Below are 23849 nucleotides of genomic sequence, written 5' to 3'. Positions count from 1 at the left end.
TTAATGCGAAGCGGCCGTCTGGGTCACGGCTTCAGCCGCGGCCAGAGCCGTGTCATAGTTCGAAATCAGTGCAGCGGTCGAGTTGCCGATCACATCCGTTACCAGCGACGGATAGACGCCCAGCAGGATCGTCATCACGATCAGCGGTGCGAAAATCAGCCGCTCGCGCGAGCTCATGTCCGTCATCGCCTTGAGGCTTTCCTTGATCAGGTCGCCGAATACCACGCGGCGGTACAGCCACAGCGCGTAAGCCGCCGAGAAGATCACACCAGTCGCCGCCACTGCAGTCACCCAGGTGTTGACCTGGAACGCGCCCATCAGGGTCAGGAATTCACCAATAAAGCCAGAGGTGCCCGGCAGGCCAACATTGGCCATGGTAAACAGCATGAAGACCAGCGCGTATGCGGGCATTCGGATCACCAGACCACCGTATGCGTCGATATCCCGGGTGTGCATCCGGTCATAGATCACACCGACACACAGGAAGAGCGCGGCCGAAATGAACCCGTGGCTGAGCATCTGGAAGATCGCGCCATCGATACCCTGCTGGTTCGCCGCAAAGATACCCATCGTCACAAAGCCCATATGCGCGACCGAGGAATATGCGATCAGCTTTTTCATATCTTCCTGCACCAGCGCCACCAGCGAGGTGTAGACCACGGCGATGGCCGACATCCACAACACCAGATCGGTCATCACCGCCGAGCCCACAGGGAACATCGGCAGGCTGAACCGCAGGAAGCCATAGCCGCCCATCTTCAACAGGATCGCCGCCAGCACAACCGAACCCGCAGTCGGCGCCTGCACGTGCGCATCGGGCAACCAAGTGTGCACCGGCCACATCGGCATCTTCACCGCAAACGAGGCAAAGAATGCCAAGAACATCAGCGTCTGCATCCCGCCGACGATATAGAAGCCAAGAACACTGAAACCTTCGGACGAGAAATGGTGGCTCATCAGAGCTTCGATGTCAGTAGTGCCCGCGTCCGCATACATGGCAACCATCGCCACCAGCATCAGCACCGAGCCGAGGAAGGTGTAGAGGAAGAACTTGAAGCTGGCGTAGATGCGATCCTTGCCGCCCCAGATGCCGATGATCAGGAACATCGGGATCAGGCCTGCCTCGAAGAACAGGTAGAACAGCACCAGATCCAACGCCATGAACACGCCCAGCATCAGCGTTTCCAGCAGCAGGAAGGCGATCATGTATTCCTTGACGCGGTCGGTGACCTGCCAGCTGGCCAGAATGGTCAGGGGCATGATGAAGGTGGTCAGCAGCACGAACAGAACGCTGATGCCGTCTACGCCCATCTTGTATTTCAGGCCCAGCAGCCACTCACCTTCTTCCACCATCTGGAAGCCGGTATTGGACGGATCAAAGCCCGTATAGATGCCGATCGAGACCAGGAACGTCACCGTTGTTGCCACCAGCGCGACCCATTTCGCATTGCGCTGCGCGGCCACGTCATCTCCATGCAGGAACAGGGCAAGAATGCCTGCCGCCACTGCGGGGATGAAGGTGACGATGGAGAGGATATTATCCATTAGTGTGCGCCTCCGCCGATCGACATCCAGGTGACAAGGGCGGCGATGCCCAGAACCATCCAGAAGGCGTAAGTAAAGATGTAGCCCGTCTGCGCCTTGCCTGCGAGGCGGGTGAAGAAGGGAACAACGCCCATGGCGACACCGTTCAGGAAGCCGTCGATAGTGTTTCCATCGCCGCGTTTCCACAGGAATCGGCCAAGCGCCACAGTGGGTTTGACGAAAATCGCGTCATAGATTTCGTCAAAGTACCACTTGTTCAGCAGGAACAGGTAAAGCGGTCGCTGGTTCTGCGCCAGACGTCCCGGCAGAGACGGGTTCACGATATAGAACCAGTAGGCCATGACGAAACCCAGCACCATCGCCACGAAGGGCGAGACCTTGACCCACTTCGGAGCCGCGTGTGCATCATCCAGAATGTGGTTGTCAGGTGCGATATAGAGCGCTCCCTCGCCCGGCTTGCCTGCGAAGGCGTAGTGATGATCGCCACCATGCGCGGCCTTGTCGCCATGCGCGTCATCCTCACCATGGGCAGCGTCAGCATGTGCTGCGTCATCAGCATGAGTAGCCGACGCGTGGTCGTCCTCTGCATGGGCCGTATCCGCCTGACCGTGATCACCGGCCTCTGCGTGCTCGGACGCTTCGGCAACTGGAATGCCATAGAACTTGCCGACCTTGTCCGCATGGCCAAAGAAGTTGCCGTACCAGATCATGCCAGCAAAGACCGCACCCAGAGACAGAACGCCCAGCGGCACGAGCATCACCATCGGGCTTTCCTGCGCGTGGTCATGCGTATGCTGATCGCCACGCGGCTTACCGTAGAAGGTCAGGAAGATCAGACGCCAGCTGTAGAACGAGGTGAACGCAGCCGCGATCACCAGCAGCCAGAAGCCATAGGCCGAGCCGCCCGCATAAGCGCTCTCGATGATGGCGTCCTTAGACAGGAACCCGGCGAACCCGATAGTCGTCAGCGGAATGCCGACACCGGTGATCGCCAGCGTACCAATCATCATCGCCCAGAAGGTATAGGGGATTTTCTTCCGCAGACCGCCGTATTCGGTCATCTCCTGCTCGTGGTGCATGGCGTGGATCACCGAGCCGGCGCCAAGGAACAGCAGCGCCTTGAAGAACGCGTGCGTGAACAGGTGGAACATCGCGGCCGAGTACATGCCAACACCCGCAGCAACGAACATATAGCCCAGCTGCGAACAGGTCGAATAAGCAATGACGCGCTTGATGTCGGTCTGAACCAGACCCACGGTCGCGGCAAAGAATGCAGTCGAGGCACCCAGCACTGTGATGAACCCGGTCGCGCCCGGCGCGAACTCCATCAGCGGCGACATGCGGCAGACCAGGAATACACCTGCGGTCACCATGGTCGCAGCGTGGATCAAGGCGGACACAGGCGTCGGACCTTCCATCGCGTCGGGCAACCATGTGTGCAGGATCAGCTGCGCCGACTTACCCATCGCGCCGATGAACAGCAGCACACAGATCACCTCGATGGCGGTCCACTCACCCCACAGGAAGTGCAGCTGCGTATCCGCCAACTGCGGCGCCGAGGCAAAGATATCTGAGAAGTTGATGCTGTCGGTCAGGAAGAACAGCGCAAAAATGCCCAGAGCAAACCCAAAGTCGCCAACCCGGTTTACTACGAATGCTTTGATCGCAGCGGCGTTGGCCGATGGTTTGCGATAGTAGAAACCGATCAGCAGATAGGACGCGACGCCCACGCCCTCCCAGCCAAAGAACATCTGCACCAAGTTGTCCGCTGTCACCAGCATCAGCATGGCGAATGTGAAGAAGGACAAATAGGCAAAGAAGCGCGGCTTATAGCTTTCGCCTTCGCGCCATTGCGGATCATGATCCATATAGCCAAAGGAATACAGGTGTACGAGTGCGGAAACGGTCGTCACCACGATCAGCATGATCGCGGTCAGCCGGTCCAGGCGCACGGCCCAGCTTGTCGACAACGAGCCGCTCTCGATCCAGCGCATGATCTCTACTTGCTGGGTCACCCCGTCAAAGGTGAAGAACACAATCCACGATAGCAGACATGCCAGAAACAGCAGGCCTGTGGCGGTCCACATTGCGGCCTTTTCACCGATGAAGCGCCAGCCAAAGCCGCAGATCAGTGCGCCCACAAGCGGGGCAAAGAGGATGGTGGTTTCCATATTCCCTTACCCCTTCATCATGTTGACGTCTTCAACCGCGATGGTGCCACGGTTGCGGAAGAAACAGACCAGAATGGCCAGCCCGATCGCCGCCTCGGCCGCTGCAACGGTCAGCACGAACAGCGTAAACACCTGACCGACCAGATCGCCGAGGAAGCTTGAAAACGCCACGAGGTTAATATTCACCGCCAACAGCATCAGTTCGATGCTCATCAGCAGGATGATGACGTTCTTGCGGTTCAGGAAGAGACCGAAGATGCCGATGACGAACAGCGTCGCCGCGACCGTAAGATAGTGTTCAAGTCCGATCATCGTCTCAAAGTCCCTGCCCCGGTTTTACGTCCTTCAGTTCCATCGCCTTGGCCGGGTCGCGCATCATCTGGCCGACGATGTCCTGACGCTTAATGTCACGACGGTGGCGCAGGGTCAGCACGATGGCTCCGATCATCGCCACCAGCAGGATCAGGCCCGCCAGTTGGAACAGAAGGAAGTATTGATCATAAAGAATGACGCCGAGCGCCTCGGTGTTGTGGCGATCCGCTGGAACCGGCTGTGCCAGATTGGCTGCCGCTCCCTGCGCGCTGTCCCAGGCCCCGAAGGCCATGACGAACTGCATCAGGATGACCAGACCGATCAGCAGGGCTAGCGGCATATAGCGCGCCATCTCAGCCTTGAGCTCAGCAAAATCCACATCCAGCATCATCACGACAAAGAGGAACAGAACCGCGACCGCGCCCACGTAGACGATGATCAGCAGCATCGCCACGAACTCGGCCCCCAGCAACACGAACAGCCCTGCCGAGGACAGGAACGACAAGATCAGCCACAGCACCGAGTGCACCGGCTGGCGGCTGATCACCGTGAACAGCCCGCCAGTGATGGCGCTGATGGCAAACAGATAGAAGGCAAAGACGGTCATTGATCCTCATCCTCGTTGTCGCCCATGACCTCTTGCGCCAGATCCAGCGCACGGGTCATGGCCGGGATGCCGGCAAAGACCGACATCTGACCGATCGTTTCCACGATCTCTTGTTTCTTTGCGCCAGCTTCCAGCGCGTGACGCACGGTCTGACGAACCGCCGAGTCCGCTTGCGCGCCCTGGCAGGTCAGACCGGCCAACGTCAGCAGCAAGCGGGTTTTGGCATCCAGACCGTCCTTGTTGACGGCGTTGCCGAACATCATCTCCATGACCTCTTTGGGCATGGTCGGCCATAGCGCCTCGAACCCTTTGGGCGAGAAGCTTTCCATCGCCGGGTTCATCGCCTTGGCCATGTCCTGAGCTTGCTTCATCATCAGCTCGAACGGATTTGTCGGCGTGTCACTCATCGGTACGGCGCGTCCATTTCCAGATTGCGGGCGATTTCGGCTTCCCAGCGTTCGCCGTTGTCCAGCAGTTTTTCCTTGTCATAGAACAACTCTTCGCGGGTTTCAGTGGCGAATTCGAAGTTCGGTCCTTCGACGATGGCATCGACCGGGCAAGCCTCTTGGCAGAAGCCGCAATAGATGCACTTGGTCATGTCGATGTCATAGCGCGTGGTGCGGCGGCTGCCATCTTCGCGTGGTTCAGCGTCGATGGTGATCGCTTGCGCCGGGCAGACCGCTTCGCACAGTTTGCAGGCGATGCAGCGTTCTTCTCCGTTCGGGTAACGGCGAAGAGCATGTTCGCCCCGGAAACGCGGGGAAAGAGGGCCCTTTTCGTGCGGGTAGTTCACAGTGGCCTTGGGCGCGAAGAAATACTTCAGCCCCAGCTTCATGCCGACCCAGAAGTCCTGCAGAAGGAAGTACTTGGCAGCGCGGGTATAGTCGATTTGCGTCATGATCAGCCTCCTACGCTCCAACGCGCGAACGCGCCCCAGAACCAGTCGAATTTCGCCGCAAAGGCCACGAAGACCACCCAGACCAGTGAGAACGGCAGGAACACTTTCCAACCCAGCCGCATCAGCTGGTCATAGCGGTAACGGGGCGTGATTGCCTTGACCATCGCGAAGATGAAGAAGAAGAAAGCCATCTTCGCGACCATCCACAGCACGCCATCAGGCAGGCCCGGGATCGGCGACAGCCAGCCGCCAAAGAACAGCAGCGAGGTCAGCGCGCACATCAGGAAGATGGCGATGTATTCACCGGCCATGAACAGCAGGAAAGGTGTGGCCGAGTATTCGACCTGATACCCGGCAACCAGTTCCGATTCCGCTTCGGGCAAGTCAAACGGAGGCCGGTTGGTTTCGGCCAGCGCCGAGATGAAGAACAGGAACACCATCGGAAAATGCGGCAGCCAGTACCAGCTGAAGAAGCCGAACGACCCATCCTGCGCACGGACGATGTCACCAAAATTCATCGAACCGGTTGAGATGATCACACCAATGATGATCAGGCCGATCGAGACCTCATAGGAAATCATCTGTGCCGCAGACCGCAGCGAGCCGAGGAACGGGTACTTTGAGTTCGACGCCCAACCGCCCATAATCACGCCATAAACTTCCAATGAAGACACGGCGAAGACATAGAGAATAGCGACGTTGATATCCGACAGCACCCAGCCATCGTTGAACGGGATCACCGCCCAAGCGATCATCGCCAGCACGAAGGAAGTTAACGGCGCCAGCATAAAGACCGTGCGGTCTGCACCGGCCGGGATCACAACCTCTTTGACCACGTATTTCAGCGCATCCGCCACCGATTGCAGCAGGCCATAGACGCCAACCACGTTGGGTCCGCGGCGCATCTGAACAGCCGCCCAGATCTTGCGGTCGCCATAAACAAGGAACAACAGCGAGATCATCACAAACGCAACGACAGCAAGCACTTGCGCCAGAATGATGATGGCTATTCCGCCTGGGGTGTTAAAGAAATCAGCCATTGGTCCTCACACCGTGGGTATTCCGTTTTCCGCGAGCGAAGCAAAGGCCTTGTGCCTGCGCAAACTGCGGCTGGGTCGGCGCGTTGGTGTAAACAGCATCTGCTGCCATTGCGCCACCCTTAATCTTGGGTTTCACACACAAATCAGGCGCGGCGAACTGCCACCCGGCAGCCGCTTTTACCTGCGATATGAAACAGCTCTGGTTCATTCCGCTGCAATCTTCTCGGATTTGCGGGCCTGTGCCTGCGCCGATAGCTCGGCCATCAGCTGCGAAGCCCGCGCAATCGGGTTGGTCAGATAGAAATCCTTGACCGTGTTTCGGAAGGTCGCTTTGCCCAGAGGGCCTGCGTCCAGCGCCTGAAACTCGTTCTGGGCCACTTCGTCAATGCGAGCCAGATGCGGAACTGCCTCGATCAATGCAGTGCGCAGTTGCGCAAGCGAGTCGAAGGGCAGTGTTGCGCCCAGTTCAGCTGAAAGCGCCCGCAGGATGGCCCAGTTTTCCTTGGCCTCACCCGGTGCAAACCCGGCGCGCATCGCCAGTTGCGGGCGGCCTTCTGTGTTCACAAACAGGCCGTTTTCTTCGGTATATGCCGCACCCGGCAGGATCACATCGGCGCGGTGTGCGCCCCGGTCGCCGTGGCTGCCCTGATAGATCACAAAGGCACCCTCGCCGATTTCGACCTCATCCGCGCCGAGGTTATAGATCACGTCCGCCGCGCTGACGGCGTCCATGCCGCCTTCGTTGGTGGCATCCACATCCATTGCACCAACGCGTGAAGCAGCAGTATGCAAAACGATCAGACCACTTTCGGTATTGGTCGCAATGGTTTGCGCAGCAGCCAGAACCGCAGCGCCATCCGCCTCTTGCAATGCGCCCTGCCCGACGATGACCAGTGAGCGTTTGCCCTTGATCTCATCATCGCCGCCCATGTCGACAACCTTCTGCAGCGCCGCGCGGTCGTCACCCATGTGGTGGTATTCGTAGGTCAGATCCACCACCGGACCGACCAGAGCGACCTCGGCCCCATGTGCCCAAGCCTTGCGGATACGGGCGTTCAGAACCGGTGCTTCGTTGCGCGGGTTGGTTCCGATCAGCAGGATAAGCTCGGCGCCATCGATGTCCTCAATGGCGGCGGTCCCGGCATAGGCACCTCGATTGCCAGTAGGCAGCTTGGCACCATCGGTACGGCATTCGACAACACCACCCTGCCCTTCGATCATCTGTTTCAGCGCAAACGCGGCTTCAACCGGGGCCAGATCGCCCACAATCCCGGCAGGCTTCTCAGCGCCTTTCAGCGCCTCGGCGGCTTTGGTCAACGCCTCGGGCCACGAAGCCGGGCGCAGTTTGCCGTTTTCGCGGACATAAGGCTTGTCCAGACGCTGACGACGCAGGCCGTCCCAGACAAAGCGGGTCTTGTCGCTGATCCACTCTTCGTTCACGCCGTCATGGTTGCGCGGCAGGAACCGCATCACTTCGCGCCCCTTGGTATCCACGCGGATGTTCGATCCCAGAGCATCCATCACATCGATGCTCTCGGTCTTGGTCAGTTCCCACGGGCGCGCGGTGAAGGCGTACGGCTTCGAGGTCAGCGCGCCAACCGGACACAGGTCGATGATGTTGCCCTGCATGTTCGAGTCGAGCGTCTGGTTCAGATACGAGGTGATCTCGGCATCCTCACCACGCCCGGTCTGGCCCATCTGGGTGATCCCGGCGACCTCGGTGGTAAAGCGTACACAGCGGGTGCAGCTGATGCAGCGGGTCATTGCGGTGCCGACCAGCGGCCCCAGATCAAGATCGTCCACCGCGCGCTTTGCTTCCTTGAAGCGCGAGCCCGACAGACCATAAGCCATTGCCTGATCCTGCAGGTCACACTCGCCACCCTGATCACAGATCGGGCAGTCCAGCGGGTGGTTGATGAGCAGGAACTCCATCACCCCTTCGCGGGCCTTCTTGACCATGGGCGAGTTTGTCTTGACCACCGGGGCCTGCCCCTCCGGCCCCGGACGCAGATCACGCACCTGCATGGCGCAAGAGGCCGCGGGTTTCGGCGGGCCGCCCACAACCTCAACCAGACACATCCGGCAGTTGCCAGCAATCGACAGACGTTCGTGATAGCAGAAGCGCGGGACTTCGACGCCGGCCTCTTCACAGGCCTGGATCAGGGTCATCGCACCATCGACTTCAATTTCCTGCCCGTCGATATTCACTTTGCGGAGGTCAGACATGGTCTAGTTCGCCCTCAAATACACGCCAATGGCGCTGTTTCTTTCGATTTCCTTCCGCCCCAACGTGCAGAAAGAGTTCGGATTTTCATAAGTGACACCGTTTTGCGCCAGATACGCTTCGCCCTTGGCGCGCATCCGGTCCTTTTCGGTATCGGAATCCACGTAGGCCCGGATTTCAGTGTCCGAGTACCCCAGATTGTTCGCCTTGGATTTCAGGCCCCACATCACACCAATCGCTTTCAGGCGCCGTCCACTGATCGACGGGCAATACTCTGAGATCTCGTTTGCGATAGCGATGTAGTAGAGTTCGTCGTCGATCTCTTTGACTTCGCGCAAGGGCGGTTTTGCCTCGGCGATGGTTGGCAGGGTCAGACCCAACATCAGGGCGAGCGTTTTCATACCAGACATGACAATTCCTTTCGTCTTGGGTTTCCCAAGACGAAGGTTGGCCGGGGTGCTATGCAATAACATCCCCTGCGTCACGGCTTGATATGCAAAAACATTCGTCATGGCCGTTGGCAGGTTCCCACAAATGTCAGTTTGTCGTCGCTGATACGCAAGTTCTGTGGCTCGGTATCCGGACCAACTTTCCAAACGATTCTGGAAGAGCCAAAATTCTTGATGCAGAATTTGGTGCCCTCAAACCGCCCGGCTTCCCGCGCGCCGTCCAACGAAGCAGAGACACCATTCACAACGACTGTGAAGTCAGCGGGTGATACTTTTTTATCGACAGGTTTTGCCTTTGCGCGAAACGACTGACCGTCAAACTGAACCCGATTTTCGGACGGAGTGGCAATCCCGCAGGCCGAAACCGCCGCAAGCCCGAAAACTGCACTCAGGAAGGCAACACGGCTGTTAAGGTGCCTGAGGCCGAACGTCCTATATTTTCCCCACGCCATCATCAGAACGCCGCCACCAGTGCCATAAGGCCCATGACAAACATGTTGGCCCAGCCAACGACATAAAGAACCGACCGCAAACCACTGTGAGGTTGACCGATACCGCGAATATGCACGAACAGCATTACCAGACGCGCCAACAACGCGATCGAGGCTAGCAGGTTCACCCAAAACGGGCTAACACCTATCAGGATCGCCGCGACTGTCACCGTCAGGTAAGCCGGTAGCGTCTCGGTTCCGTTCAAGTAGGCCCGGTTCAAACGATAGGCCCTGTCGGAATAATCCTGCTCGGGCGTGGCCCCTGGGGCCAATCCCTTACCCTGCTTGGCCAGAGCCGAAAACGGGGCCAAGAACAGCACGACGAGGGTGAATACCACCACCGACGCGACTGCATGGCTGTATTCTGCGAAAACCTCCATCTGGCTCACTCCGCCGCCATTGCGCCCATGCGACCCGACTTCTGCGCCTTGATGCGATCTTCGATCTCTTCACGGAAGTTGCGGATCAGGCCCTGGATCGGCCAGGCAGCTGCATCGCCGAGCGCGCAGATCGTGTGGCCTTCGACCTGTTTGGTCACGTCGAACAGCATGTCGATCTCTTCCAGCTCAGCTTCACCGCGCACGAGGCGATCCATCACACGCATCATCCAGCCGGTGCCTTCGCGGCATGGTGTGCACTGACCGCAGCTTTCGTGCTTGTAGAACTTCGACAGACGCCAGATCGCCTTGATGATGTCAGTGGATTTGTCCATCACAATCACTGCAGCCGTACCCAGACCCGAGCCCAAATCGTTGCGTAAATGGTCGAAGTCCATGATCGCGTCGCGCATGTTTTCTCCGCGCACACACGGCACCGACGAGCCGCCCGGGATCACCGCCAGAAGATTGTCCCAGCCACCACGAATGCCGCCGCAATGGGTCTCGATCAGTTGCTCAAAGGGGATCGACATCGCCTCTTCAACGACGCAGGGGTTGTTCACGTGGCCAGAGATTGCAAACAGCTTGGTGCCTGCGTTGTTCTGGCGACCAAAGCCCGCGAACCAATCGGCGCCACGGCGCAGGATGGTGGGTACAACGGCGATGGATTCAACGTTGTTCACTGTGGTCGGGCAACCATAAAGCCCTGCGCCCGCCGGGAACGGAGGCTTCATCCGCGGCATACCCTTCTTGCCTTCAAGGCTTTCGATCAGGGCGGTTTCCTCACCGCAGATATAAGCTCCAGCACCGTGATGCAGGAACAGATCGAAATCCCATCCCGAACCAGCAGCGTTCTTGCCCAAAAGACCTGCGTCATAGGCTTCATCAATCGCAGCCTGAAGTGCTTCACGCTCGCGGATGTATTCACCGCGCAAGTAAATATAGCAGGTATGCGCATTCATCGCGAAAGAGGCGATCAGGCAGCCTTCGATCAGCGTATGCGGGTCATGGCGCATGATCTCCCGGTCTTTACAAGTGCCGGGCTCGGATTCATCCGCGTTCACAACCAAGTAAGCCGGACGACCGTCGCTTTCCTTCGGCATGAACGACCATTTCAGACCGGTTGGAAAGCCCGCACCACCGCGGCCCCGCAGACCGGAGTCCTTCATCGTTTGGATGATCCAGTCACGGCCCTTTTCGATCAGGCCAGCAGTGCCGTCCCAATGCCCCCGGGCCTGCGCGCCCTTCAGCGTGCGCTCGTGCATCCCGTAGATGTTGGTAAAGATCCGGTCCTGATCCTTCAGCATCGCGTGTTACCTTCAGCTGTCCTGACGCATGCGCCAGAGTTGAAATATGTTGACGCCCGCATAGATAAATCCTGCCAGAGCGGCGAGATCGAAAAACAGCGCATGGCGCGCCGTCAGTCCCATTGCGGGGCCGATGAACATGTTCATGGCAAGCCAGATCACCATCGTCACAGCGATGACGATGCCGATATGTCGTCCCTTTCGGGCTATGGCCTGTTCCTTGTCCTTGTCCATCTCACCTTGGATGCCCCGGATGGGCACCGTCGTTTAGTCTTCGTATGTGCCGTCTTCCTTGGCGCGTTTGGCGAATTCGGTTTCTTGACCCGCCGCAAGCTTGGCCGCTTGTTCGATCCAGCCATCGCGTTCGATGCGACCTTTGAACTTCAGACGTGCATCTACCCACGCCACCTGCTCGGGCGTCCATGCCGCGATCTGGTCATAGTGGTAGAAACCCAGTTCGTTCAGCGTTTCTTCCAGCTTCGGCCCCACGCCTTTCAGCATCTTGAGGTCATCCGGCTTGCCATCCCGCGCCTCGGTCAGCGTTTCAGGCTGGTCTTCCTTGGCCTCTTCCGGTTCCGGTTTGGCTTTGGCCTCTGCGGCCTGCTTCACAGCCGGTTTCGGCGTTTCTGGCGCTTTCGGAGGTTTCGCCGCGGTCGAGGCACCGGCCTGCTTGCCATCCTTGCCCAGCCAAGGGGTCAGGATCGGAACCTCGGTTCCGTCAATCCGCTTGACCGTGTCGCTCAGATCCGTCGCCAGTTCGACGCTTGCGTTGTACTGAGGCTTCCCGGCTTCGTATTCAGCAAGACTGCTCAGACCTTTCAGCGGTTCCGCCGCATAGCGCCCGTTCTGCGGACCCGGCGTCGGCACTTTGCCCGCCGCCAGATCGTCGACAATCTTGCCAAAACTCTCGGCGGTCAGGTCTTCGTAATAGTCCTTTCCGATCTGCGCCATCGGAGCATTGGTGCAGGAGCCGAGGCATTCCACCTCTTCCCAGCTCAGCTTGCCATCAGCGGACAATTCATGCGGCTTGGTCGCAATCTTTTCCTTGCAGACTGCGATCAGGTCTTCTGCCCCGCAGATCATGCAGGACGTGGTGCCACAAACCTGAATATGCGCCACCGAACCAACCGGCTGCAGTTGGAACATGAAGTAGAACGACGCAACTTCAAGCACGCGGATATAGGCCATGCCCAGCATGTCGGCGACAGATTCAATCGCCGGACGGCTTAGCCAGCCCTCTTGTTCCTGCGCGCGCCACAGCAGCGGGATAACCGCGCTGGCCTGACGGCCCTCGGGGTATTTGGTAATCTGCGCTTCGGCCCATTGCTGGTTGGCAGCAGTAAAGGCAAAGCTTTCGGGTTGTTCGGGATGAAGACGGCGGAGCATTAGCGGTCAATCTCTCCAAATACGACGTCCATGGTGCCGATGATGGCGGCGACGTCGGCCAGTTGGTGCCCTCCGGCGACGTGGTCCATGGCTTGCAGGTGCAGGAACCCCGGCGCGCGCAGTTTGGCACGGTAGGGTTTGTTGGTACCGTCGGCGACCAGATAGACGCCGAACTCGCCCTTGGGGGCCTCGACGGCGGCATAGACTTCGCCAGCGGGCACATGGAAGCCTTCGGTATACAGTTTGAAGTGATGGATCAGGCTTTCCATCGAGGTCTTCATGTCCGAGCGTTTTGGCGGGGTGATCTTGCCACGAGCCAGAACATCGCCGGGGCAGTCGCGCAGCTTGGCGATGGCCTGACGGATGATGTGCAGCGACTGGCGCATTTCTTCCATGCGGACGAGGTAACGGTCATAGCAGTCGCCGTTCTTACCAACCGGGATCTGGAATTCGAATTCGTCATAGCATTCATAGGGCTGAGCGCGGCGCAGGTCCCATGCCAGACCCGATCCGCGCACCATCACGCCCGAGAAGCCGTATTTCTGGATATCATCCTCGGTCACAACGCCAATATCGGCGTTACGCTGTTTGAAGATGCGGTTTTCGGTCAGCAGGCCGTCGATATCATCCAGAACGGCAGGGAACTCGTGGCTCCACGATTCAATATCGTCCAGTAGTTCCGGCGGCAGGTCCTGATGCACACCACCGGGGCGGAAATAGGCGGCGTGCAGACGCGCACCACAGGCACGCTCATAGAACACCATCAGTTTTTCGCGTTCCTCGAAGCCCCAAAGCGGCGGGGTAAGCGCGCCCACGTCCATCGCCTGCGTCGTTACGTTCAGCAAGTGGTTCAGGATGCGGCCGATCTCGGAATACAAAACCCGGATCAGCGAGCCCCGGCGCGGCACCTCAACCCCGGTCAGCTTTTCGATGGCCAGACACCAGGCATGTTCCTGGTTCATCGGCGCCACGTAATCCAGACGGTCGAAATACGGCAGGTTCTGCAGATACGTCCGGCTTTCCATCAGCTTTTCGGTGCCACGGTGCAGCAGGCCGATATGCGGATCGCAACGCTCGACGATTTCACCGTCCAACTCAAGCACAAGGCGCAAAACTCCGTGCGCCGCAGGGTGTTGCGGGCCGAAGTTGATGTTGAAGTTGCGGATCTTCTGTTCTCCGCTCAGCGCGTCCGTGCTGCCGTCATCGTATCTTGAGCCGTCCATCAACGCCCTCGTTTGTTCTTTTTCGCCTCGGCCCGGACCCGGACCTTTTCGGCTTCGGCCGCCTTGGCAGCGGCCCCTGCAAGCAAGACGCCCAATGCGCCCAGAATGATCAGTTCGCCCATCATGTCAGCGTCGCTCCATCTCTTGCAGCTTCATCGCCATCATCCATAACAGGACAATCACGACCGGAGAGATGATGCATGCAAACGCCCAGTTCTTGTTGATCCCGAAATGCGGCAGCAGCTTGGTCATCGGTACGACCGTCGCCACCACCAGAACAATCCAGATCAGGAACTCAAACATGATGACTACTCCTGTTTTTCATCCCCCGGCAGAATGTAATTCGCACCTTCCCATGGGGACATGAAATCGAATTGCCGGTATTCCTGCACCAGGCTGACCGGCTCGTAGACCACGCGCTTTTGCGCCTCGTCATAACGCACTTCGGTATAGCCGGTGGTTGGGAAATCCTTGCGCAACGGATGGCCGCGGAAACCATAGTCGGTCAGGATGCGCCGCAGGTCGGGGTGGCCCGAGAACAGGATGCCGAACATATCGAACACCTCACGCTCGAACCAGTTGGCCGAGGGGTGTACATCCACGATCGACGGCACCATGTCTTCCTCGCGGATCGACACACGCAGGCGGATACGCTGGTTCTGGTACATTGACAGGAAATGGTAAACCACATCGAACCGCTTGGCGCGTTCGGGGTAATCCACACCGGTGATGTCCACCAGGGTCGAGAACTTGCAGTTTTGATCAGACCGCAGAAATTCCACGAATTCCACGATGTTCGAAGGGGCCACATCGACGTTCAGCTCACCATGGGTCACATCCCAGGACAGAACACAATCGGCCCGTTTCAGTTCCAGCTGGGCGCCGAGTTCCTTGAGTGCTTCGCTCATCTGCCCTCTCCTCAGCGTACAATGGTGCCGGTGCGGCGGATTTTGCGTTGCAGCTGCATCAGGCCATACAGCAACGCCTCAGCCGTCGGAGGGCAACCGGGCACGTAGATATCCACCGGAACAACCCGGTCACAGCCGCGCACCACAGAATAGGAATAGTGATAGTAGCCACCGCCATTTGCGCAGGACCCCATCGAGATCACATAGCGCGGCTCGGGCATCTGGTCGTAAACCTTGCGCAGCGCCGGGGCCATCTTGTTGGTCAGCGTGCCGGCCACAATCATCACGTCCGACTGACGCGGGGACGCCCGCGGGGCGATGCCAAACCGTTCCGCGTCGTAACGCGGCATCGAGGTGTGCATCATCTCAACCGCGCAGCAGGCCAGACCGAAGGTCATCCAGTGCAGCGAACCGGTACGCGCCCAGTTGATGATGTCCTCGGTCGAGGTCAGCAGGAAGCCTTTGTCCTGCAGCTCGGCATTCAGGGCCTGGGTGGCGACTTCGTTATCGACGCCAGCGGTGTTTGCACCCGTCATCACTCCCATTCCAAGGCCCCTTTCTTCCATTCATAGGCAAAGCCGATGGTCAGCACCGCCAGGAACACCATCATGGACCAGAAACCCACGTCGCTGATGTCCTTGAAGCCGACGGCCCACGGGAACAGGAATGCGATTTCCAGATCGAAGATGATGAAGAGAATCGAAACCAGATAGAATCGGACGTCGAATTTCATCCGCGCATCGTCGAAGGCGTTGAATCCGCACTCATATGCGCTGACCTTTTCAGGGTCGGGATTGCGGACGGCTACTACCACAGCAGCCAGAATCAGTACGATTCCAAGGCCCACGGCAACGGCCAGAAACACCAGAATCGGGAGGTACTCCCGCAGCAGGTCTTCCACGAATAGCTCCTTTCCTGCGCATACCCCCCAGGGACGCGCCGTCAATTGGCGTGTTGACTGGACATTCTCTATCCGCGCCGGGTCAGAGGGTCAACCGAACACAAACGCGCAGGGGCTTAATATTCCACTTGCTTCCACAAATGGAAAAAATGGCCTTTTAGCGAATCTGTTTTTGCGCTGGCGAGGCGCTAAACCTGAGTTTTCCATGCAGGTTTTCGTTTGTCGAAAAAGGCGCCGATGCCTTCGCGTGCCTCTTCGGTTTCCCATCTTTCGACCAGCGCCCGGATCGTTTGGTCAATCACGGCGTCGTCAATGCGCGGGCCCAGCGCCTGTACAAGATCCTTGGCTGAGGCCACGGCCCCCGGCGCGCAGGACAGGTAGGGCTGGACTTCGGCCTCAACGGCATCGCCAAGACCGGCAGCAGGAACGGCTTTCGCCAATAGTCCGAGGTCCACGGCCTCAGCCGCGTCGAACACCCGGGCCGACATGAACACGCGCCGCGCCCTGGCCTCGCCCATGCGGGCAATGACATAGGGGCCAATGGTTGCCGGAATCAGACCCAGCCTTGTTTCGGTTAGCGCCATCTTTATCCCGTCTGCACCAATCGCCACATCACAAACCGCCGTCAGTCCGATCCCGCCGCCGAAGGCATTGCCTTGAAGCGCCCCAATCAAAGGTTTGGGCATCGTATTTAGAGCCTGCAGCATCTCGGCCAGCTTGCGGGCCTCGACAAAGCGGGTTTCTGGGTCCGCGGCCATCTGGGCCTGCATCCAGCCAAGATCGGCTCCGGCACAAAAGCTTTTACCTGCACCGGTCAGAACCACGACCCGGACCGTCTCGTCCGCCCCCAACTGCGTCGCCGCCTCTGTCAGCTCGGAAATCATCTGCGCCGACATCGCGTTGTGTTTTTCCGGACGGTTGAGCGTCAGTGTCGCCACACCGCGTGCATCCCGCGTCACCGAGATTGTTTCGAACATCGCCCTTTACTCCGCTCGCATTGCTCGGGCCATCTGTGCGGCCTCTTCGACAACTGCCAGATCAATCCCAGTCTGATATCCAAGCCGCTCAAGATGCGCGATAACGGCCTCGGTCGCGACATTGCCAGAGGCACCCGGCGCGTAAGGACAGCCGCCCAACCCACCAACAGCCGAGTCGAAGGTCCGGACGCCCAACGCAAGCGCCGCATCGATATTGTCGATGGCGCGGCCATTGGTGTCATGGAAGTGGCCCGCCAACCGAGTGACCGGCACCCGCTCGCGCACGGCCAGAAGCATATGCGCGATAGTATCCGGCGTTCCCTGCCCGATAGTGTCGCCCAGTGAGACCTCATAGCAGCCCAGCGCGAACAGCCGGTCCGCAACCTCGGCCACCTTCTCGGGCGAGGTCGGGCCGTCATAGGGGCAATCGGTCACGCAAGAGACATACCCGCGCACGGGCAGATCAATATGGCGGGCAGCCTCGAGGATCGGAGTGAACCGATCGATGGATTCTTCAATCGTGGCGTTAATATTAGCCTTCGAAAACCCCTCAGAGGCCGAGGCAAATACCGCAATCTCATCTGCCTTGGCAGCCAGCGCGTCTTCATACCCGCGCATGTTCGGCGTCAGCGCAGCGTAGCGCACCCCGTCCGCCCGGTTGATCCCAGCCAGAACCTCAGCACTGCCCGCCATCTGCGGGACCCATTTGGGAGAGACGAAACTGGCCACTTCGATCCGATTGAACCCGGTGCGGCTGAGGCAGTCGATCAGGGCCACCTTCTCGGCCACAGGAATTTCACGCTGTTCGTTTTGCAGGCCATCGCGTGGACCTACCTCGAAAATCTCGACCCGCTCATCCATTACAGCGTTCCTCCCGGTTTCGTTTCCAACATGTTGACCCGACTGTGCCACGCGAAGTGGCGCAGGAACAGGCTACTCCTCTTCCAACCGGACCAAGGCGGCGCCAGCCTCAACCTGCGCACCGTCGTCAGTCAGCACCTCGGCCACTATCCCATCACGGGCAGCCAGCAGCGAATGCTCCATCTTCATGGCCTCCAAGATGGCCAATCGATCCCCTTCTTTCACCACCTGCCCAACCGCGGCAAACACCGCTTTCACCAGCCCCGGCATGGGGGCTTCGATCACATTGGTATCGCCAGCGGCGCTGGTGTCACGGTCCAGAGGGTCGACGACATCGAAAGCTCGCCCATAGTTCTCAAACACGGTGATCCGTGCCCCAGACACCGAGACGCGCGGCATGGGCACTCCCCCGATTGACCAGTCCCCACCGCTGCGTTCCGCGATCACCGTTTCCTCACCGACCTGCCATACCTGCCGGTTTGGACCTTCAACCTGCACATCCAGATCAATCATCTCGTCGGCCATCAACTGCACGGCACGATGCAATGGTGCCCACAGAGAGAACCCTGTCTCATCAGAAGTCTCGACCAGCCCCAGCGCGGTCATCGCGGCGGCCACGCATGTTGCGGCAGGGGCTGGTGCGTCCTGTGACAGCCCGTCCAAGTCCCGGCCGATCAGTCCGGTATCCACATCCCCTGCAGCAAATCCCTGATGCCTGGTCAGCGCGCCAAGAAAAGCCAGATTGGTCACAGTGCCCGCCACTTCGGTCTGTTGCAGGGCGCGGTGAAGCTGCTCCAACGCAACTGCGCGTGTCGGACCGTGGACGATGACCTTTGCAATCATCGGGTCATACCACGGGCTGATCGTGTCACCGGCGCGCACGCCGCTGTCAGCCCGGCAGGCGCGCGGGAACTGCAGATGCGTCAGGGTGCCGGTCGCAGGCAGGAATCCCTTTGGCACGTCCTCAGCATAAAGCCGGGCCTCAAAAGCATGGCCATTGATTACCAAGTTGTCCTGCGATTTCGGCAACGTCTCACCCGAGGCGACCCGCAATTGCCATTCAACCAGATCAACGCCAGTGATTGCCTCAGTGACCGGATGTTCGACCTGCAAGCGGGTATTCATCTCCATGAACCAGAAACGATCCGGGCGCAGCCCGTCCGAAGCATCTACGATGAATTCAACCGTCCCTGCCCCTTTGTAGCCAATCGCCTCAGCCGCGCGTACGCCCGCCTGCCCCATCGCCTCGCGCATCTCGGGCGTCATGCCGGGGGCCGGAGCTTCTTCGATCACTTTTTGGTGCCGCCGTTGCAGCGAGCAGTCGCGTTCGAACAGATGTACGGCATGGGTGCCGTCGCCAAATACCTGCACCTCGATATGGCGGGGTTTGGCGACGAATTTCTCGACCAAGACTGCGTCGTTGCCAAAGGCAGTGCGAGCCTCGCTGCGTGCGCTGTCCAGAGCCGAGGCAAAATCCTCGGGACGTTCGACCAGACGCATCCCCTTGCCGCCACCTCCAGCCACGGCCTTGATCAGGACCGGATAGCCGATCGTGTCCGCCGCCCCGGCCAGATGCTCGGGGTCCTGATTGTCTCCGTGATAACCGGGCACGACGGGCACGCCCGCCTGCTCCATCACCACCTTGGCTGCGTCCTTAAGGCCCATCTGACGGATCGCATCCGCAGAGGGGCCGATAAAGGTCAGACCCGCAGACTCCACCGCGTCCACGAATTCGGGGTTTTCGGACAGAAAACCGTAACCCGGATGGATCGCCTGCGCGCCCGTTTCCAGCGCGGCTTGAATGATCACGTCACCTTTCAGGTAACTCTCTGCAGGGGCCGCCGCACCGATAGGCACGGCCTCATCCGCCATCTGCACATGCTTAGCCGTAGCATCCGCGTCCGAGCAAACCGCAACACAGGCCACCCCCATCTTTTGAGCGGTTTCCATCACGCGACAGGCGATCTCACCCCGGTTGGCAATCAGGATTTTGTTAAACATGTCTTACCCCTCAACTGCCAAATCTTCGACAAGATGGAACCGCTCGCATAGCAGCTCCATCTCAGGATCAAACCCGCCATTGCGTTCGAAATACCTGCGGTGATCCTCGCGCCATCCTTCAAGGGTTTCATTCTCGCCCTCCGCCAGAGCAAAATCCTCAGTTATATCGCAGAACCGGCAGATCGTGACCTCGAGTGTTTCGATCACCACAGCCGGACTGTCGTCCCATTCCAAAGCGATATCGCGCCGTCCGACAACCGGTGTTTCGGGGCTCCCTTCAGGATAATCGCGCAGCGCACCACAAGTTGCTGTTTTCTTACGCGAGCGAACCAACCCGAGCAGTTCGGCGCTCATCTTCGCACTGTCACCAAATTTGAAGGTTTGCGCGCCGGGGTAGCGGTCTAGCACATCTTTCAAAACCATGCTCATTACATCCTGAACACGCCGAAGCGTGTCTCCTCAATCGGGGCGTTCAGCGCTGCGCTCAGCGATAGCGCCAGCACATCGCGGCTTTTGCGCGGATCGATGATGCCATCGTCCCACAACCGGGCTGAGGCATAGAGCGGATGGGACTGCTCCTCGAACGTCTCCAGCGTCGGGCGCTTGAACTCAGCCTCTTCTTCGGCGGACCACGTGCCGCCTTGCCGTTCGATCCCGTCACGTTTGACGGTGGCCAGAACGCCCGCAGCCTGTTCACCACCCATCACGGAAATCCGCGAGTTCGGCCAGGTCCATAAGAACCGCGGCTGATAAGCCCGCCCCGACATGCCGTAGTTACCGGCCCCGAAGGAGCCGCCGACCAGCATGGTAACCTTCGGCACATTTGTCGTCGCGACAGCCGTCACCATCTTGGCCCCATGCCGCGCGATACCTTCGTTTTCGTATTTCCGACCGACCATGAAACCCGTGATGTTCTGCAGAAAAACGAGCGGGATTCGACGCTGAGAACACAGCTCGACAAAATGCGCGCCCTTCTGCGCCGACTCGGAAAACAACACGCCATTGTTCGCGATGAATCCGATCGGGCAACCTTTAACATGGGCGAAACCAGTTACCAGTGTCTCGCCGAACCGAGGCTTGAATTCGTCAAAACGGGAGCCATCGACCAGGCGCGCGATCACCTCGCGAATATCATAGGGCGTGCGCAGATCGGCAGGAACCACACCAAGGATTTCATCGGGATCATAAGCCGGATCTTCGGGGCTAGCCCAATCGACCGTCTGCGGTTTGCGCAGGTTCAGCGACCCGACCGCCCGGCGTGCCAAGGCTAGCGCGTGGGCGTCATCCTCGGCCAGATAATCCGCCACGCCGGACAGGCGGGTATGGACATCGCCGCCCCCCAGATCCTCGGCGCTGACGACCTCACCCGTCGCGGCCTTGACCAGAGGCGGCCCGGCCAGAAAGATCGTGCCCTGTTCTTTCACGATGATCGTCACGTCCGACATCGCGGGCACATAAGCCCCGCCCGCCGTACAGGACCCCATCACCACCGCGATCTGAGCAATCCCCTTCGCGCTCATCCGCGCCTGATTATAGAAGATGCGGCCAAAGTGGTCGCGGTCGGGGAAGACCTCGTCCTGATTGGGCAGGTTCGCGCCGCCGCTGTCGACCAGATAGATGCAGGGCAGATGGTTTTCCTCGGCAATCTCCTGCGCGCGGAGGTGTTTCTTGACGGTCATCGGATAGTAAGTGCCGCCCTTCACGGTAGCGTCGTTGCACACCACCATGACCTCACGCCCCTGCACCCGGCCAATGCCCGCGATGACCCCGGCACAGGGGGCGACATCGCCATACATCCCATGCGCCGCCGTCGCGCCGATTTCGAGAAACGGAGACCCCGGATCGAGCAGGTTCGCCACCCTACGGCGCGGCAGCATCTTGCCCCGAGATTCATGCCGCGCGCGGGATTTCTCGCCACCGCCCATACGAGCCGCTTCGGCAGCGGCTGAGATTCGAGCAAGCGCATCGAGATGGGCGGTTCGGTTTGCCTTGAAGCCCTCGGAGGTAGATATGGCTTTAGATGTGAGTTTCATGCGCGCAGCATCCTTTTCAGTCTCGCGGGCAATTGTCGGCGTGTTCGGGTGGTTTTGAAAACCGTCGGCAGCTTCCTGTCGAACCAATGGCGCCAAGGGTGAGTTGCTGGGGTTCTTCCGCCCAGCACCTCAAGCATCGCCACGACATGTTCGCGGTCATAAAACCAAAGCAATCGACCAGAATAACTAAGTTGAAAATATGCGTCCTGAGGCCAACGGATCTTGGTTTTTCTGGGCGTATGGCAGCTGTCGCAGATTGAAGTTCCAAACAAAGAATTGAGGAGATGCCGATAAATTCCTATGGGATAAAGAGAATTCGACGAATGAACGTCATAACCGCCGAGGCCAATGTAAGTAAGGGTGTGTTCGCGATGCCAGTTCGCGTATTTGCGATTGGGCCGATCAGCTTTCACGACCATGACGTCTTTACCCAGCGTTTCACCAGAAGACTTCTTTGTCATGACATCCAACTCTGCTGGTACAAAGCGCGCAGGTGTTTGGCAGTTCGGGCATCCGATTATCACGGTCTTGGGGAAGTTCGCCGTATCGCGCGCAAAATCAAAGGAAGACGTCATTTTGCAACCTCTCTCGCCGCACGCACCTTCAGTTCCTTCCGGATCACTTTCCCGGTCACCGTCATCGGCAACTCCTCCAAGAATGCCACCTCACGAGGATAGGAATACTGCGCCAGACGGTCCTTGACCCAGTCCTGCAGTTCCTGCCCCGTGGCCTCGGCCCCCGACTTCAGCACCACATAGGCCTTCACAATCTCGGTCCTCAGCGGATCGGGTTTGCCGACCACGCCCACCGTTGCCACTGCCGGGTGGGTCAGCAGGCAATCCTCAATCTCGGCGGGGCCGATGCGGTATCCGGCTGAGGTGATCACGTCATCATCGCGACCGACAAAGCGCAGATAGTCGCCCTCCCACACGCCGCGGTCTCCGGTGATCAGCCAGTCGCCGCGGAACTTCTCGGCCGTTGCCTCGGGCCGGCTCCAGTATTCCAGCAGCATCGAGGCCGATCCGCGTCGGATGGCAACGTCGCCCTCCTCGTTGGTCGGCTGGCCGTCTTCGTCGATCACCGCCACCTCATGTCCGGGCACCGGTTTGCCGATACAGCCGGGCCGCACCGGGAAATCCTCAGCGCAGGACGACACGACCATGTTGCATTCGGTTTGGCCGTAGAACTCGTTGATTGTCAGGCCAAACGCCTTTTTTCCCCATGCCAGCATTTCGGCCCCCAATGGTTCGCCACCAGAGGCGACGGACCGCAGGCCGGTGATGTTCTGATCCGCCGCCTTCAGCATTCGAAGGGCCGTAGGCGGGAAGAACACGTTGCGCACCCCGCCGCGCGCAATCACATCGGCGCAGGCTTCGGGCGTGAACTTCTCAAGCCGCGCCGCGACCACGGGGATGCCCAGCGCCAGGCCTGGCATCAGCACGTCAAACAGCCCTCCGATCCAGGCCCAATCAGCTGGTGTCCACAGGCAGTCACCGTCCCGCAAATGATTATGGCTGATCGAAACACCCGGCAGGTGCCCGGTCAAAACCCGGTGCCCATGCAATGCACCCTTCGGGCTGCCGGTCGTACCCGAGGTATAAATCAAGACCGCCGGGTCCTCGGGACCGGTATCGGCAAAGGGTAGCGGATTATCGGACGGTGCAATCTGATCGACCCGTATCGGTTCCGCCAGATCGCCCAGCAATGCTGCGCCTTCCTCATCCGTCAGCACCACCTCTGCCCCCGCATCCCCAACACGAGAAGCCAGCGCATCGCGCTTAAACAGCTTGAATAGTGGCACCGAAATTGCACCAAGCTTCCAGATCGCCAGATGGGCTGCGGCGCACCACGGCGACTGACTGAGCAAAACCCCCACACGGACTTGTGGCCGAACCTGTTTTTGCAACGCCCGCGCTATCCCGTCGGTCATGCGCCCAAGCTGGCCGTATGTGACCACATCGTTGGAACCTGCAGTCAGGTCAAAGATGGCGATAGTATCGCTGGGATGCGCCAGGCATTGACGCGCCATGTTGAGCCGGCTGGGGATCTCCCAGCCCCCCGATTCCCGCATACCCGGTATGTCACCAACGGGACGCATGCGCAAAACCCCCTGTTTTCATGACATTTTTCGACCGGCC

General features: G+C 59.3%; 26 protein-coding genes. All 26 read right to left on the bottom strand.

Annotated elements, in window-relative coordinates:
- Positions 1-1545, bottom strand: a complete 1545-nt coding sequence (locus ACR0ER_RS03500; RefSeq protein WP_170331431.1) for an NADH-quinone oxidoreductase subunit M — start codon at positions 1543-1545, stop codon at positions 1-3.
- Positions 1545-3716, bottom strand: coding sequence for an NADH-quinone oxidoreductase subunit L (gene nuoL / locus ACR0ER_RS03495; protein WP_480767736.1), 2172 nt, complete (start codon positions 3714-3716; stop codon positions 1545-1547). The genes ACR0ER_RS03500 and nuoL overlap by 1 nt, the downstream gene beginning before the upstream one ends.
- Positions 3717-3722: 6 nt before the next feature.
- Positions 3723-4028 (bottom strand): NADH-quinone oxidoreductase subunit NuoK, encoded by a 306-nt coding sequence (gene nuoK, locus ACR0ER_RS03490; protein WP_005984024.1) that lies wholly within the window; start codon positions 4026-4028, stop codon positions 3723-3725.
- 4 nt (positions 4029-4032) lie between these two features.
- Positions 4033-4635 (bottom strand): NADH-quinone oxidoreductase subunit J, encoded by a 603-nt coding sequence (locus tag ACR0ER_RS03485; RefSeq protein ID WP_480767735.1) that lies wholly within the window; start codon positions 4633-4635, stop codon positions 4033-4035.
- A complete protein-coding gene (locus tag ACR0ER_RS03480; protein ID WP_170331437.1) occupies positions 4632-5042 on the bottom strand; it encodes a carboxymuconolactone decarboxylase family protein in 411 nt (136 codons plus the stop codon). The genes ACR0ER_RS03485 and ACR0ER_RS03480 overlap by 4 nt, the downstream gene beginning before the upstream one ends.
- Positions 5039-5533: an NADH-quinone oxidoreductase subunit NuoI gene (gene nuoI / locus ACR0ER_RS03475; RefSeq protein WP_170331439.1), complete on the bottom strand. Its 495-nt coding sequence runs from the start codon at positions 5531-5533 to the stop codon at positions 5039-5041. Before nuoI ends, ACR0ER_RS03480 begins: the two co-directional genes overlap by 4 nt.
- A 2-nt stretch (positions 5534-5535) precedes the next feature.
- A complete protein-coding gene (gene nuoH / locus ACR0ER_RS03470; protein WP_170325669.1) occupies positions 5536-6573 on the bottom strand; it encodes an NADH-quinone oxidoreductase subunit NuoH in 1038 nt (345 codons plus the stop codon).
- Positions 6574-6777: 204 nt separating this feature from the next.
- Positions 6778-8799, bottom strand: coding sequence for an NADH-quinone oxidoreductase subunit NuoG (gene nuoG, locus ACR0ER_RS03465; RefSeq protein ID WP_480767734.1), 2022 nt, complete (start codon positions 8797-8799; stop codon positions 6778-6780).
- 3 nt (positions 8800-8802) lie between these two features.
- A complete protein-coding gene (locus tag ACR0ER_RS03460; protein WP_480767733.1) occupies positions 8803-9207 on the bottom strand; it encodes a DUF5333 domain-containing protein in 405 nt (134 codons plus the stop codon).
- Positions 9208-9700: 493 nt separating this feature from the next.
- A complete protein-coding gene (locus ACR0ER_RS03455) occupies positions 9701-10117 on the bottom strand; it encodes an MAPEG family protein (protein WP_480767732.1) in 417 nt (138 codons plus the stop codon).
- 5 nt (positions 10118-10122) lie between these two features.
- Positions 10123-11421, bottom strand: coding sequence for an NADH-quinone oxidoreductase subunit NuoF (nuoF, locus tag ACR0ER_RS03450; protein WP_321254057.1), 1299 nt, complete (start codon positions 11419-11421; stop codon positions 10123-10125).
- Between the two features lie 12 nt (positions 11422-11433).
- Entirely contained in the window at positions 11434-11655 is a 222-nt protein-coding gene (locus ACR0ER_RS03445; RefSeq protein WP_170331956.1) for a DUF5337 domain-containing protein, read from the bottom strand.
- 33 nt (positions 11656-11688) lie between these two features.
- Positions 11689-12807: an NADH-quinone oxidoreductase subunit NuoE gene (nuoE, locus tag ACR0ER_RS03440; protein WP_480767731.1), complete on the bottom strand. Its 1119-nt coding sequence runs from the start codon at positions 12805-12807 to the stop codon at positions 11689-11691.
- The gene (locus tag ACR0ER_RS03435) at positions 12807-14030 is read right to left on the bottom strand and encodes an NADH-quinone oxidoreductase subunit D (RefSeq protein ID WP_480767730.1); all 1224 of its coding nucleotides are present in this window, start codon (positions 14028-14030) and stop codon (positions 12807-12809) included. Before ACR0ER_RS03435 ends, nuoE begins: the two co-directional genes overlap by 1 nt.
- Positions 14030-14155: a hypothetical protein gene (locus ACR0ER_RS03430; RefSeq protein WP_302479620.1), complete on the bottom strand. Its 126-nt coding sequence runs from the start codon at positions 14153-14155 to the stop codon at positions 14030-14032. The genes ACR0ER_RS03435 and ACR0ER_RS03430 overlap by 1 nt, the downstream gene beginning before the upstream one ends.
- A 1-nt stretch (position 14156) precedes the next feature.
- On the bottom strand, positions 14157-14333 hold the full coding sequence (locus tag ACR0ER_RS03425) for a hypothetical protein (protein ID WP_170325676.1): 177 nt from the start codon (positions 14331-14333) through the stop codon (positions 14157-14159).
- A gap of 5 nt (positions 14334-14338) precedes the next feature.
- Positions 14339-14938, bottom strand: a complete 600-nt coding sequence (locus ACR0ER_RS03420; protein ID WP_170325677.1) for an NADH-quinone oxidoreductase subunit C — start codon at positions 14936-14938, stop codon at positions 14339-14341.
- Positions 14939-14949: 11 nt separating this feature from the next.
- Positions 14950-15483, bottom strand: coding sequence for a NuoB/complex I 20 kDa subunit family protein (locus ACR0ER_RS03415; RefSeq protein WP_480767729.1), 534 nt, complete (start codon positions 15481-15483; stop codon positions 14950-14952).
- Complete coding sequence (locus tag ACR0ER_RS03410; protein WP_170331458.1) at positions 15474-15839, bottom strand: NADH-quinone oxidoreductase subunit A; 366 nt, start codon at positions 15837-15839, stop codon at positions 15474-15476. The genes ACR0ER_RS03415 and ACR0ER_RS03410 overlap by 10 nt, the downstream gene beginning before the upstream one ends.
- 188 nt (positions 15840-16027) lie before the next feature.
- Positions 16028-16816 carry a crotonase/enoyl-CoA hydratase family protein gene (locus ACR0ER_RS03405; RefSeq protein ID WP_480767728.1) on the bottom strand — a complete coding sequence of 263 codons (789 nt, stop codon included), beginning with the start codon at positions 16814-16816 and terminating at the stop codon, positions 16028-16030.
- A gap of 6 nt (positions 16817-16822) precedes the next feature.
- A complete protein-coding gene (locus ACR0ER_RS03400; protein ID WP_480767727.1) occupies positions 16823-17677 on the bottom strand; it encodes a hydroxymethylglutaryl-CoA lyase in 855 nt (284 codons plus the stop codon).
- Between the two features lie 72 nt (positions 17678-17749).
- Complete coding sequence (locus ACR0ER_RS03395) at positions 17750-19678, bottom strand: acetyl/propionyl/methylcrotonyl-CoA carboxylase subunit alpha (RefSeq protein ID WP_480767726.1); 1929 nt, start codon at positions 19676-19678, stop codon at positions 17750-17752.
- Between the two features lie 3 nt (positions 19679-19681).
- Positions 19682-20107 (bottom strand): ASCH domain-containing protein, encoded by a 426-nt coding sequence (locus ACR0ER_RS03390; protein WP_480767725.1) that lies wholly within the window; start codon positions 20105-20107, stop codon positions 19682-19684.
- Entirely contained in the window at positions 20107-21711 is a 1605-nt protein-coding gene (locus ACR0ER_RS03385; protein ID WP_480767724.1) for a carboxyl transferase domain-containing protein, read from the bottom strand. Before ACR0ER_RS03385 ends, ACR0ER_RS03390 begins: the two co-directional genes overlap by 1 nt.
- On the bottom strand, positions 21708-22286 hold the full coding sequence (locus ACR0ER_RS03380) for a hypothetical protein (RefSeq protein WP_480767723.1): 579 nt from the start codon (positions 22284-22286) through the stop codon (positions 21708-21710). The genes ACR0ER_RS03385 and ACR0ER_RS03380 overlap by 4 nt, the downstream gene beginning before the upstream one ends.
- Entirely contained in the window at positions 22283-23809 is a 1527-nt protein-coding gene (locus ACR0ER_RS03375; protein ID WP_480767722.1) for an AMP-binding protein, read from the bottom strand. The genes ACR0ER_RS03380 and ACR0ER_RS03375 overlap by 4 nt, the downstream gene beginning before the upstream one ends.
- Positions 23810-23849: the final 40 nt, after the last annotated feature.

The organism is Ruegeria sp. CH8 (genome assembly GCF_056536985.1).
This window is presented reverse-complemented; position numbering and strand designations above follow the sequence as displayed.